The following is a 12,848-nucleotide window of genomic DNA, read 5'->3' as shown; positions in this document are numbered from 1 at the left end:
GGCGCGCAGTTGCGCTTCACCGACATCGACGGGCACCGCTTCACCTGCTTCGTCACCAACACCCGTCGGGGCCAGCTCGCCGACCTGGAGCTACGCCACCGCCGCCGCGCCCGCTGCGAAGACCGCACCCGCGCCGCCAAGGACACCGGGCTGCGCAACCTGCCGCTGCACGACTTCGCTCAGAACGAGATCTGGTGCGAGGTCGTCGCCCTGGCCTGCGAGCTCATCGCCTGGATGCAGATGCTCGCCCTGGACGGGCCCGCTCGCCGGTATGAGCCCAAACGGCTGCGGCTGCGCCTGTTCGCCGTCGCCGCCCGCCTCGTCCGCGGCGGCCGGCGTCTCCGCCTACGTGTGGCCGCATCCTGGCCCTGGGCCGGCCAGCTGGTCACCGCCGTCACCCGGCTCCAAGCCCTGCCAGCACCGACCTGACCAGCACCAAATCATCCCGACTACCAGGAAGAACACCCCGCGGGCCCGTGGAACCCCGCCCACCCGGCGCGACAGCCGGGCCACCACCCTGACCACGGCCGCGATTTCACACTCCAGCCGAACCGCTCAGCCAGCCACCGGATGGGCACGAAAGATCGAGGCTAGGGCCTGTATCAAAGTCCGGTGTGGCGTCCCCGTCGTGTCGTATGAAACCGGGGCGCGCATAGGAGAATCTTGGCGACCTCGCGCTGGCGCTGACGGTTACTGCGCTTCATATGAGCAGCGCAGAGCCTCCGGGGGCAAGACCGAACCACCAAATCAGCGCCATTTTCAACGCCTAGCTACGCTTCAATTTCCGCACGATCGGAGCCCATTCTCAGATCACCCTTATTGTGAGGGCAATCTCCACCGAAAGCCGAGGCGGGTTAGAACAACCTATGGGAGAGACGAGATTTTCCCAGCTAATTCACATACCTTACTTCCCGTCACAACCCGAGTCAAGATCTTGACGGCGAGCCAACTGTTTATGCAAGATGCGAATGCCAAGATCGTTGGGGCTACAGGTGAGCAGTTACAGGCCGTCACCTGTAGCCCCGTCCACAACGGACGTTAGGAGTATACTCGGGACGACTGCCAAGAAGGTCAGACTAAAGGCCGCCGCACTGTTGGCGGCCGTATTGTCGGCGGGGGCGGCGACGACGATGACTACCACCCCGGCCCAGGCATCTGGTTCGTCGACCGTGACCTACGGATGCTACGCAAGGTGGTGGGACACCGCGTTCGCGGGCTACTGTTCCCCCGCGACCCGCACGCAGCAAGTGAAGCTGCACGCCGACTGCAGTGGAGAGCCCGACTATGCGGGCCCCTGGGCTTACGTGGCCAAGGGCCAGTACGCAGAGCCCTTCGACTCCGACGACTGCATTTTCTCCGCCGACTACGCCTGGATCGGTTACTCGTGACAGGCCAGTTGCCGATTTCGGCTCGCTGACACGTCAGCAGGACGTATTCAAGAGGGCTTCGGGTCTCGAGATGCGGACCCGGAGCCCTTTCCGTCACAGAAAGGGGTCAGGTGGCTTCGATCGCTACGGTCAGCGATCTCCGTCAGGGGTATGGCCGCAGGGACGTTATTCGCGGGCTGGACCTGGCCGTGGACGCCGGGGTGCTTGGTCTTCTCGGCCCGAACGGCGCGGGCAAGACGACGCTGTTGCGCACACTCGCGACGGTCGCACCGCCCCGGGAGGGCCTGCTAAAGATCTGCGGCGCTCCGGTGCGTTCGGAGCGGGATGCCCGGAAGGTCCGCCGTCAGATCGGCTACTTACCCCAGGATTTCGGTTACTTCCCGGCCTTCACCGTCGAGGATTTCGTCCACTACTGTGCTTGGCTGCGAGGCGTGCCAAAGGCGTCGGCAGACGTCGCCGTCAACGAGGCGATCGAGTGCGTCAACCTCGCCGATCGGCGCACTGCCAAGCTCCGGTCGCTGTCGGGGGGCATGCTTCGCCGTTGCGGCATCGCCGCAGCCATCGTGGGGTTCCCCAGGCTCATCCTGCTAGACGAGCCGACGGCCGGGCTCGACCCGGCGCAACGGCTGGAGTTCCGGGCCCTCCTGCGAATGCTCAAGCGGCGGGGACTGGCCGTGGTGATCAGTACCCATTTGGTAGAAGACGTCGCCGCCGTGTGCGACACGGTCGCCGTCATGTCCGGCGGTCGGCTGGTCTTTCATGGCTTGCCCGACGAGCTCGTACGGGCCGCTGTCGCTGACGCGGTAGGCGACACCCATATTGAGCGGGGCTACATGAGCGTTCTGGCCCGAGGCGGGCGACCGGCATGATGCGCATCTTCTCGTCTGAGATGCGGGCCTCCCCGCTGCGGTGGTGGCTGCCCGTATTCGTCGCTCTCGACATCGCCATGCTGTTCGGGCGCGACCCTTCGTGGATCGGCGTGTGGCCCCAGGCTAGCGCGGCCGTCCAACTGGCCGGACATGCCTTCGCGGCGGCCGCCGCGGCCGCCGCGACCTGGAGCTCGGGCCGGGAGCATCGAACCGGCGTCACCGACTCGCTGGCGTCTTCCTGGCGAGGCCGGTGGCAGGCCGACGGACTGCAATTGGCGTCCACCTTGCTATTCATCGCGGTGCCGTACGCGCTCGGAGCCGCTCTGGCGGCGGCCACGAGTTTGCGAGAAGCAGGGCCGGGGTTCCTGTGGCCCCGCTACCTGCTGCTCGGTGCCAGCACGCTGCTGCTGAGCGCGTCCGCGGGGCACCTAGCTGGGAAGCTGCTACCCGGCAGGGTCGCCCCGACGCTCGCGGTGGCAGGCCTCGTCGTATTGCTCAGTATCTACGGCTCACCACGGCTGGAGCTGGTCGTGCTGTCCGGGATGCCTCAGGTCGAGCTGGCACCGCTTGCCTTGGGGAGCCGCTTCCTGCTGGCCGGGGTCCTAGCGTTGATCGCCGTTGTCCTGCCGGGGATTGCACCAAAAGGTGAGGCATGGCGGAGCCGCAGCCGGCAGGCCGGCATGACAGGGTCGGCAGTGCTCGCGGTGGGGAGCTGTGTGATCGCGATGACAGCAGCCGGGCCGCTGCGGGTTAACCGTCCCGCACCGCACACCCCGCTCTGCTCGGCGGACACGCCCCGGGTCTGCCTATGGCCGGATAACGCCAAGTATCTGCCGCAGGTCGCCGCGATGGCGTCCCGGCTCGCGGCCCTCCCGGCGGGACTATTCCGACCGCCCGACACCTTCTATGAGCGGGGGGTCCTGCCGGGCCGCCCCCCACTCTCAGGGTTTCTAATCATCCGGGGTGTCTCCTCTGTGCCGGACGCCCTGGCTGGAAGCATCCTGGAACGCACGCTGCCATTGTGCGACCTAACGGAATCGGATGCTCCCGCTTACTTTCGGCAGTTCTGGCCGATCCACCAGTGGCTGTCGGTGCGCGCGTATGGCTCACGCTTCCCGGCCTTCATGAAGGGCGGCCCTCCGGGCGTCGATATGGAGGAAATCTATAATGTGGTGCATAGGCCGGAGGCTGATCAGACAGCTTGGGTCAAGGCGAAACTGGCGGCCATCAAGGCGATAAGGCCCGACTGTGTCTGATACGTTCCAACGCTATGCTCGGGTGCATCGCCTGGGATGGTCCACCGTCGGTCTGCTGCTGTGCGCCGCGCTGATCGCCGTTTCCCGCGGTCAAGAGCTGGTCCTGCCCTCGGCGAGTGCAGCGGGGTGGACACCGATGGCGGTCGTCACCCTGACCTCCTTACCCGCCGCGATCCTCGCAATCGGCAGCAGGCATTCCCCGATGAGCACGCTGGAGGGGACGGCCACCAGCGTCTTGGCGCGGGCAGAGGCGGCGCATGCCGCCGGTGCAGTGACGTTGGCCTGCGGCAGTGTCGCTGTCGGCGCCCTATCGGTCGGATCGCCCCCAGACGCCGCCGCCGGGGCGCGTGACGTCATCCTCTTCTCCGGTCTCGCTCTGATCTCGGACCGGCTGTTCCGGCGCTCGCTGCCCTGGGTCGTGCCGCTGGCTGGCTTCGTGTTACTGCAATGGTGGGGAGTCGACGACGAACTGCACCGGCGATGGTGGGCGTGGCCCCTGCATCGTTTCGATGACACCGCCTCCTGGTTCGCCGCGCTGGCGATTCTCGGGCTTGGGCTAACAGTGGCGGCGATGTCACCCTGGCGGCTGGCCCTGCTCCGACGACGTTCGCTGCGCGGTAGTTCCTCCTGCCAAGCCCTGGATGGCAACATAAATAAGAGGTGTTGAAAATTTAGACCTTGCCTGGGGTCTTCATCCCGTGAGCTTGGCGGAGCATTATCTGCACGCGACTAGGGCCTGTATCAAAGTCCGCTGTGGCGGCCCTGCCGCTCTGAAGCTCGTGTGCGCGTAGGAGATCGACAACGAACGAGGTCTCCGGTATGAGGGTTGATCGACCAAGAAAAACCTGAATACCGGAGACCTCGTTGGCCACCTTAGCGCCTGCTGACGAAGGATTTGGTCGCTGAGGCTGGGACGAGGGTGCCCTGGTCGAGCTTTTCGAGTGATACGCCTGCGGACAGGAGCGGGCTCCTGATAGCTGAGGTGTTGTCTACGCAACTCGGCAACCAGGAGCCCGTGGTTGTCTGTCTACACGCCCGCGTCCGTGAGCGCCAGTGGTTGCGCCTCACCGAGATGCCGATGTCATGACCGGATACCGTCATATCCGCCGGATCTGACCGATGCCGAGTGGGCAGTGCTCGAAGGCGAGGCACGGGCGGTCATGGCCGAGTTGGTGAAGGCCACCGGCAGGCCGATGGTGCATGTGGAGATCCGGCACGGAGGGCGACCGCGGACAGTTCCCACGTTCACCACGGAATCGATCGACGGGTGAGGTGCCCAGCTCTACCCCGGCAGCATCGCCACACCTACGCCGCAGACATTCGGCCTGGCCTCCCCATCGATGAGTAGAGTCGGCTTCGGAGTCGACCGCCAGCTCGCCGACAGTCGTGCGCTGCGTCCGGCCCGTATCCGCCAGGTTGGAGCCGGTGTCGTAATTACGGGCGTCAAGCACTGGTACCTCGCGTACACCTTCCCGTCTCGCTAGCCGGACCCGAACCGTCTGGCAGTGCCAGTCCGTCCCGACGTTGTCAGGGCTGCTTACCGCCCGCCTCGGCATCCTCCGATACGAACTGCCCCCAGCTTCAGCCGGATTGCTGCGACAACCCGGCGGTGAAGGTCTCTCACCTCACTCGACTCCATGGCGCCTCGTGGCGCACCCACCCGCTACGACAAACTCGCCGTCCGCTACCAAGCCACCATCCTCATCGCCACGATCAACGAATGGCTCTGATCGACTTCGATACAGGCCCTAGGCGGTGTCCCGTAGATCCCCTTGGCCCGCGCGGTCACCCATGCGGAGAAGATCCACGGGACACTCGCTAACGGGCCTCGTCTGTCGGCACGGCGCAGCGCGCGGTCGGCCCGAAGGCCCAGCAGCCGACCCGGTCGGCCGCGGCCAGCCAGGCACCGGAACCGGCCGGAGCGGCGAAGGCCCCGGACGGGCTCGGGGAGACGCCGGCGACCGCCGTGGCCGGAGGTGCGAACGCCCACCTCGGCATCGGCCGCGCCGCCGCATGGCGCTCCAGCCCGTGGGAACCGGCGCCCCGGCTGCGCCACGGCGCCAGGCTCCAGCATCCCGGCCCACCGTACGTGCACGACTCAGGTGAGGACCGGTCGACCGGCAGGGGCATCGGCAGGAGCACGGGCACCGAGGTCACGACGGGCGGCTGTGGCTGCGTGATGGTGGGTGTGTCGCCGGACGGCGCCTGCAGACCCGGGACGATCTCCGCGATGTCGGGCGCCTCGGTGGGGGTTCCCGTGGGAGTCCCGGCAGGAGTCGGGCTAGGAGTCGCGGGCGGGGTGGACGTGGCCGGGACGGTGCCCGCGGAACCGCTCGTGGACGTGACCGACGGCTTCGGGGCCGGTGTCGTGGGCGCGGGCGGTTTGCCGGTGGCCGTGGGCTTGGGTGTGGGCTTGGGTGTGAGCTTCGGCGTGGGCTTCGGCGTGGGCTTGGGCGTGGGGGTGGGCGTGGGGGTGGGCGTGGCCTTCGGCGTGGCCTGGGGCGAGGGGGTCGGCGAGACGCTCGGTGTGGGCGAGGTGGAGCCGCTCGCACTGGGCGTGGCGGCCGGCACGCTTACCGCGGGTGATGCGGTGGCCGGAGGCACGCTGGGAGTCGCCGAGGCAGCCGGGGCGCTGGCCTTCGGCGACGCGGCAGGCGACGCGGCAGGCGTGGCCACCGGACTGGCCGCAGGGCTGGCGGCGGGACTGGCGGCGGGGCTTGCCGCAGGACTGGCGGCCGGTGTGCTGACGGGTGCGGCGCCGGAACGGGACGACCCGGTGACGGCCCTCGCCGGCGGCTGGGACCGCGCGTGGCGCACCGACCTGTCCGCCGAGCTGTCTGCTGATCCGCCCGCCGACCTGTCCACCGGCCGGGGCGGCGTCCGGGGTGGCGTGGCCGGGGCCGTCGCCGTACCGGTGGACGTGGGAGCCGGAGTCTCCGGCGAACCGCCCTGTTGGGCGGACCCCGACGGCTGATCGGGCGCGCTCCGCTGTTCCTGCCGCTCTCCGGAGGCGCCCCCGGGCGTGGAGCGCTGATGGGACACGGTCTGCCCCGGGTCACGCCACGCGCCGGAGCCGGACCGCGGGCGCGAATCCACGGTGGGAGCGGAATCCGGCGCGCTGGGAGCGGAATCCGGCGCGGCGTCCTGCGGCTCGACCCGCGTATCGGCGCCGGCGTCGGAGCTCGCGCCGACGCCGGTGTCGGCCCGAGTGTCGGCGCTGGTATCGGTGCTGGTGTCGGCTCTGGTCTCGGAGCCCGTCGCCGGATCGGTGCCGGTGGAGCCACCGGAGTCAGACGAGCCACCGGGGGCGTCGGGGACGGTCGTGTCGCCGGAAGCGGAGGCGGTGTCCACGCCGGGATCCGCCACGGCGGCCCAGGGCTGCGCGACGACGGCGCCGGTCGTCGCCGACACCGCGGCCAGCAGGAGTCCGGAGACCAAAGTGGCGCGCCGGGATGACATGCGTCGTGTCATGGGGGGAGCCCTTCCTTGATCTATGGGGTGGGCCGGGGAGGGAGGAGCGAACTCCACCCCGCGGCCGCGAACTGAGGCGTACCGGGAAGAGCGGCCGGGGGCACGGTCGGCGGCGCCGGGTCGGGGACGTTGACCCAGTCGCCCTTGCCCGCGCCGCGCATGTCGGGAGACCAGGTCATGAGGAGGCTCATCGCGTACGGGCTGGAGTAGACGGGTCCGCTGCCGGATCCGCCCTTGGTGGCCGTCACCTGGACCAGCACCCACACCTGGACCTGGTCGTCGGCGCGGGCCTTCCACTGGACGCCGATCGTCTGGGTCCGCAGGGCGGCGCCCTCGGGCAGGTCGCCTTCGGCGGGCAGGCCCAGGGTCTCCCGCCAGCCGCGCACCGCCTCGCGCGCGCCGTCGCGTGCCGCGTCCCGCTGGTCGGGCGGGGCGTACAGGACGGCGGCCTGCTCGGCCTGCGCGCCGTCGAGAGTCCAGGCGGCCTCCAGCGCCGCGGCCGCCGCCGAGGCCGCGCCGAGCTCCGTACGGGGGAACCCGATCGGGTAGCCGCCGTCCCCCTCGTGCCCGGACGGCGCCGCGAGGGCGATCGAAGGCGCGGCGACCGGGGCGGTGGCGGCCGCCCTGTGCTCGGGCTCCCGCGTCTGCAGCACGATGATCGCCACAGCCACGACGGTGACCACCCCGACGATCACGAGCAGCACGTGACGCGGGTCCCACCGGCGCCGCGGCCCCAGATCCCAGTCGAGGGCCGGATCGGGGATGACGGCTCCCATTCACTTGCCCCGGTCTGGGCGCTGCCCGAACGCCTGTCCGACCGCGGCGGCGAGGCGTAGGTAGGCGCCGCGCGTGGTGGGCCGCAGCCGGGCCAGGTCGACCTCGGCGCCCTCCTTCAGGTGCGGGTCGAACGGCACCCGCACCACGGCCCTGCACCGGTTGGTGAAGTGCCGTTCCAGCAGGTCCACGTCGACGTGCGACTTCGGCTCGACCGCGTTCAGCACCACGATCGCGTTCTTGACCAGGTCGCCGTGGCCGTGGGCGGTGAGCCAGTCGAGCGTGGCCGCCGCCGAGCTCGCGCCGTCGACCGCCACCAGTGTCACCAGCACGATCTGGTCGGCCAGTTCCAGCGTCGCGCCCATCGCGCCGTGCAGGAGCCCGGTGCCGCAGTCGGTGATGCAGATCGAGTAGTAGCGCTCGATCAGCCCGGCGACCGTCCGGTAGTCCTCCGCGTTGAACGCCTCGCTGACGGCCGGGTCGGTGTCGGACGCCAGCACCTCCAGCCGGGCGGGAGACTGCGAGGTGAAGGCCCGCGCGTCCGCGTACCTGACGATGTGCGGCGCCTCCGCCAGCAGCGTGCGGATGGTCGCGGCGGTCTCCGACTTGACCTTGATCCCGAGCGTGCCGCGGTCGGGGTTGGCGTCGATGGCGATCACCCGGTCGCCGCGCAGGGAGGCCAGGGTGTTGCCGAGCGCGGCCGTCGTCGTGGTCTTCCCCACGCCGCCCTTGAGGCTCATGACCGCGATCCGGTGGTGTCCGCTGGCCACGGGCGTCTGGGCCTGCGCGATCAGCGTGCGCCGCTCCACCTCTCCCGCCGACTCCGACGGGTTGATCCGGCCGCCGGAGAGCTGGTAGACGAGGCGCCGCCAGCCGCCCGTGGGCTCGAGGCGTCGGTTGGTCAGCAGGTGTTCCGCCGTGAGCGGCACCGACTCCGGGAACGGCTCGCCGGGGAGGGGAAGCGATGTGTGCGTCTCTGTCATGGCCGTGGTCCTTTTACCGGGAAAGGGGTGGGAAGGAGGTCAGCAGGTGCGCCACCGCACTTCGGTCGTGGCCGTGCCCTTCTGGCCGTGCAGCTCCAGGGGAGCGCTGACCTGGTCGGGAGCCCCGCACCAGTAGCGGACGCGGAGCGCCCGCACGCTGATCACGCCGGTGTGACCCGGCTTCAGGGTCCCGGAGGACGGCGTGACGACCAGGCCCGGAGCCGATATCCGCCATTTCAGGGTGCTGCCTGATGTGGCTGTGATGGTGAGGCGGCCGCGGCCGAAGTCGTCGAGCGCGAGCGCGGCCGGCACCTGGAGCCCACCGGCCGCGACGGCCTCCAGCGTGGCGACCGGCCCCGCGCCACCGGATACCGCGCCACCCGAGGTCGAGTCGCCCGAGGGCGCGCCGTCTGAGGCCGAGTCCGGCACGGCGCCGCCTCCCGCTGTGTCGTTCCGGGGGGCACCGGAGGCGTTGGTCACGTTCGAGCTCAGGGACGCCGGGGTTCCGTCGTGATCGAAGACCGGCGCGAGCAGGTTGATGCCCGCCACCGTGCCCGCCGCACCGGCGACGACCACGATGACGATCCGCAGCGCGGTCGCGCGCACCAGCGAGCCCACACGCGCCAGCACCGTGACGATCCTGACCTGGGCGCCCGGCAGCCGGCCGCCCTCCTCGTCGCCGGACGCCTCGCCCAGACCCGTGGACGAGCCGGACATCGCCGGCAAGTCAGGCGTCATGACCGCGCCCGGTATCGCGTCGAGGCCGGGCTCGCCGGGGCGCGTACGGGCCTCCTCCCGGGCCCGGAGCTGGGAGAGCAGCGCGTCGTAGAGCGGGGTCTCCTGCCCGGTCCTGCCGCCGTGGACGGAGGCGGCCGAGAACGGTCCATTCACGGCCGCGGCCGATCCGACGGGGGGCGCTCCGACGGTCGGCGATCCGGCGGTGGGCGATCCGGCGGCCGGAGCGGACGGCTTGGCGGGAGACGGGCCGGCCTGCGGCCGCGCCGGCGCGGCCGGGGGGTGTGGCGCGACCTGGCCTGTGGGGGCAGGCGGCGCCGCCGACGCGGCCGGGGTCGCGGGGACAGGAGGCGCCGCCGGAGTGGCGGGCGACGGACGGACCGGGGCCGCGTCGACCGGGGCCGGGAGCGGCGCGCCGCCGAACGACGAGGGAGGACGGTGCCCCGCCTTCCGCGCGGCGAGCGGCGGAGGCCGGTGACCGCCCGTTCGCGGGGCGGCGGGCGGCTCGGGGGGCGCGGGAGTCACAGAACGCGCGGGAGTCACAGACCCGGGAATCGCGGGACGCCCGGGATTCGCAGGACGCCCGGGAGTCACGGGACGCGCTTGGGCCACGGGACGCGCGGGTGGCAGGGCCCGCAGCGCCTCGACCAGGCGCGCCCGGGTCTGGGGGGTGAGCGGGGCGATCGGCGGGCGGGACACGATCTGCGGGACGGTGTAGCGGATGTTGATCGGACGCTTGCAGACCGAGCAGGTCACGATGTGGGTCAGCAGGGCAGTCCGTGCGGGTCCCGGGGCCGCCTCGGGCCCTGCTCCCGCGGGGAAGACCGCGGCGACGAGGGGCTCGATCTCCGGGCATAGGGGACGGCTACGGGCGATGCCGTCCAGCCCGCTCACGAGTATCTCGATCACGTCCTGGGTGCGGGCGATCAGCCGGCCCACCTCGCGTGTCGACAGGGCCTGGAGCCGGGCGAGGTCGGCGACCACGAGCTCGTGGCGGTACAGCAGGCGGAGGGTCTCGGCGCCCGCCGGGTCCGCGAGCAACCAGGCGCGGGCGACGGCCCCGTCGTCGGGGACGCCCGGACCGGGGCCGGGCCGGAACCCGCCCGGGCCACCCGTTCCCGCAAAACCCGTTCCCGCAAAACCCGTCCCTGCGCCGCCCGTGCCCGGACCGCTTGGCCTGGGGCCGCCGGTCGGCGTGACGCCGCACTCACGGCGCAGCGCGGACAGCAGCCAGGCGCGGTCGGTGACGCCGTCGGGGCGCTCCAGCCCCACGCAGGACGTCAGCGCGGAGGCCGCCGCGGCCACCGCGCGAGCCGGCTCCAGGTGGAAGGAGGCGTAATCGACGAGGTGAGCACCGTGCTCGTCGACCCACGCCGCGCCCCGGCCGGGGTCGAGCGCGGCGTCCCCGGCTCCGGCGGACGGGTTCATGCGCTGGGAGGCGGTGTGAGCGTGGGATAGGAGTCATGTTCGGCCACAGCATCTCCACGATGACAGGGCCACACTTGCCCAACGGGGAAATCTGATGCATACCGATACATAGAACGAGATCTTAGACTGACTCCGATGTGTTGGGAAGGAAAGGAACCAGAGAAATACTCGGTTCATGATTGGCCGCAAATAACACCAATCCGGCCGTCCGAAAAGGGGCCCAGAAAGGCACCCGATATCGGTTCCGACTTCTCCGTAGAGGTCGCGATCCTGAGCCCCTCCATAATTCTCAGGTAAGTCCTACCTGGACATATGCCGCCCAATGGACGCACCGTCACACGCCCGGAGACCGGGGTTTCCACGCCCGACTTTCCCCGGCAACCCCGCGTCCACATCCAACGTGAATAACCTTCATACCCGCCGACGGCCTTATGACGACATCTTTCTCCATGCTTTCTCGGCATTACTGATCCGTGCCCCACGATCACGGAGCGGGCAGGGCGCCCGGCGCGCCCCTGCAGATCACTGGATGACCCCCCGAGACAGGCGAATTGGGAAGCCGCGCTTTTCCGTTTCCGTACGGCGGCCGGTCCATGGGTGGCAACCGGATAGAAGCCCCGCGCCGAAGAGACAGGCGTGGAGACCATCGTGGTGTTGTTCAACCGGGATCTGCGCGTGCGCGACCACCCGGCGCTCGCCGCGGCCTGCTCGCGCGGGGGTGTGGTGCCGCTGTTCGTGCTCGACCCCGCCATTGAGGCCGGGCATCGCCGCGAGTTCCTGCACGAGTCGCTCCACGACCTGCGGGCGAGCCTGCGCCGGCTCGGCGGCGACCTCGTCGTACGGCACGGCGACCCCGTCGCCGAGGCGATGAGGGTGGCGGGCGAGACGTCCGCCGCCGGGGTCTGGGCGAGCGCGGACGTCAGCGCCTTCGCCCGCCGGAGGGAGCAGCGCCTGGCGGAGGCGTGTGAGACCCATCGGCTGGAGTTCCGGACCTTCCCCGGGGTGACCGTGGTGCCGCCCGGCGCGCTCACCCCGCCGGGCGGAGACCACTACAAGATCTTCACGCCGTACTGGCGGGTCTGGTCGGCGTGGCCTGGCCGGCCGGTGCTCGAACCGCCCGAGCGGGTGCGGCTGCCCCACGGCCTGGCGCCAGGGAGCCTGCCCGCCCTCTCCCCGGAGCCGTTCGGCGTGGTCAGGGGCGGTGAGACGGAGGGGCTGCGGCGGATGGACGAGTGGGTCGGCGACGGCCTGGGCCGCTACGGCGACACCCGCGACCACCTCGCCGCCCGCACCTCGATGCTCAGCGCCTACCTCCACTTCGGCTGCGTGTCGCCCAACGAACTGGCCCGGCGGGCGGGCAGGCACCGCGGCGGCGACGACTACGTCAGGCAACTGTGCTGGCGGGACTTCCACCACCAGGTCACCCACGCCTTCCCGGGCATCACACGGCACGACTACCGTCCCCGTGGCCGTCTCCCCGGCCGTACGGCGTGGGGCCGGGACGCCGACGCCGAGGCGGCCTGGCGCGAGGGGACGACCGGCGTGCCCGTCGTCGACGCCGGGATGCGGCAGCTCCGGCGGGAGGGCTGGATGCACAACCGGGCCCGCCTGATCGTCGGCTCCTACCTGACGAAGCGGCTCGGCATCGACTGGCGCGTCGGCGCGGACCACTTCGCCCGGCTGCTCCTCGACGCGGATGTGCCGAACAACTTCGGCAACTGGCAGTGGGTCGCGGGCACCGGCAACGACACCCGCCCCAACCGGACGCTCAACCCGGTCCGGCAGGCCAGGCGGTTCGACCCGTGCGGGGAGTACGTGCGGCGCTACGTGCCTGAGCTGGCGTCCCTGCCGGACGATCTGGTGCACGAGCCGTGGCGGGCGCCCGTCCCGGTCCGCGGCTACCCACGCCGCCCACTCGGCGGGGAAATCAGCGGCTGATCACGG

Annotated in this window: 10 protein-coding genes; 7 read left to right on the top strand and 3 right to left on the bottom strand. The window is 70.7% G+C overall.

Going from position 1 to position 12,848, the window contains the following annotated elements:
- From JOL79_RS30740 to JOL79_RS30715, 6 genes are all read left to right on the top strand, one after another.
- The coding region (locus JOL79_RS30740; RefSeq protein WP_210159426.1) for a transposase at positions 1 to 429 on the top strand (429 nt) is incomplete at its 5' end.
- Between the two features lie 740 nt (positions 430 to 1,169).
- Entirely contained in the window at positions 1,170 to 1,388 is a 219-nt protein-coding gene (locus JOL79_RS30735; RefSeq protein ID WP_210159425.1) for a hypothetical protein, read from the top strand.
- 110 nt (positions 1,389 to 1,498) lie between these two features.
- A complete protein-coding gene (locus tag JOL79_RS30730) occupies positions 1,499 to 2,257 on the top strand; it encodes an ABC transporter ATP-binding protein (RefSeq protein WP_210159424.1) in 759 nt (252 codons plus the stop codon).
- Positions 2,254 to 3,513 carry a hypothetical protein gene (locus JOL79_RS30725; RefSeq protein ID WP_210159423.1) on the top strand — a complete coding sequence of 420 codons (1,260 nt, stop codon included), beginning with the start codon at positions 2,254 to 2,256 and terminating at the stop codon, positions 3,511 to 3,513. Before JOL79_RS30730 ends, JOL79_RS30725 begins: the two co-directional genes overlap by 4 nt.
- A complete protein-coding gene (locus JOL79_RS30720; RefSeq protein ID WP_210159422.1) occupies positions 3,506 to 4,180 on the top strand; it encodes a hypothetical protein in 675 nt (224 codons plus the stop codon). Before JOL79_RS30725 ends, JOL79_RS30720 begins: the two co-directional genes overlap by 8 nt.
- A 1,299-nt stretch (positions 4,181 to 5,479) precedes the next feature.
- Positions 5,480 to 6,487, top strand: coding sequence for a hypothetical protein (locus tag JOL79_RS30715; RefSeq protein ID WP_210159421.1), 1,008 nt, complete (start codon positions 5,480 to 5,482; stop codon positions 6,485 to 6,487).
- A 517-nt stretch (positions 6,488 to 7,004) separates the two neighbouring features.
- Here the strand turns inward: JOL79_RS30715 and JOL79_RS30710 are convergent.
- From JOL79_RS30710 to JOL79_RS30700, 3 genes are read right to left on the bottom strand one after another with little or no spacing between them, the layout of a single operon-like run.
- Positions 7,005 to 7,760, bottom strand: a complete 756-nt coding sequence (locus tag JOL79_RS30710) for a hypothetical protein (RefSeq protein WP_210159420.1) — start codon at positions 7,758 to 7,760, stop codon at positions 7,005 to 7,007.
- On the bottom strand, positions 7,761 to 8,741 hold the full coding sequence (locus JOL79_RS30705; protein WP_210159419.1) for a MinD/ParA family ATP-binding protein: 981 nt from the start codon (positions 8,739 to 8,741) through the stop codon (positions 7,761 to 7,763).
- 39 nt (positions 8,742 to 8,780) lie between these two features.
- Positions 8,781 to 10,904 carry a hypothetical protein gene (locus JOL79_RS30700; protein WP_210159418.1) on the bottom strand — a complete coding sequence of 708 codons (2,124 nt, stop codon included), beginning with the start codon at positions 10,902 to 10,904 and terminating at the stop codon, positions 8,781 to 8,783.
- A 636-nt stretch (positions 10,905 to 11,540) separates the two neighbouring features.
- Between JOL79_RS30700 and JOL79_RS30695 the strand changes: the two genes are divergently transcribed.
- Positions 11,541 to 12,842: a cryptochrome/photolyase family protein gene (locus JOL79_RS30695; RefSeq protein ID WP_210159417.1), complete on the top strand. Its 1,302-nt coding sequence runs from the start codon at positions 11,541 to 11,543 to the stop codon at positions 12,840 to 12,842.
- The last annotated feature ends 6 nt before the right edge of the window (positions 12,843 to 12,848 follow it).

The organism is Microbispora oryzae (assembly GCF_017896165.1).
GTDB lineage: Bacteria > Actinomycetota > Actinomycetes > Streptosporangiales > Streptosporangiaceae > Microbispora > Microbispora oryzae.
This window is presented reverse-complemented; position numbering and strand designations above follow the sequence as displayed.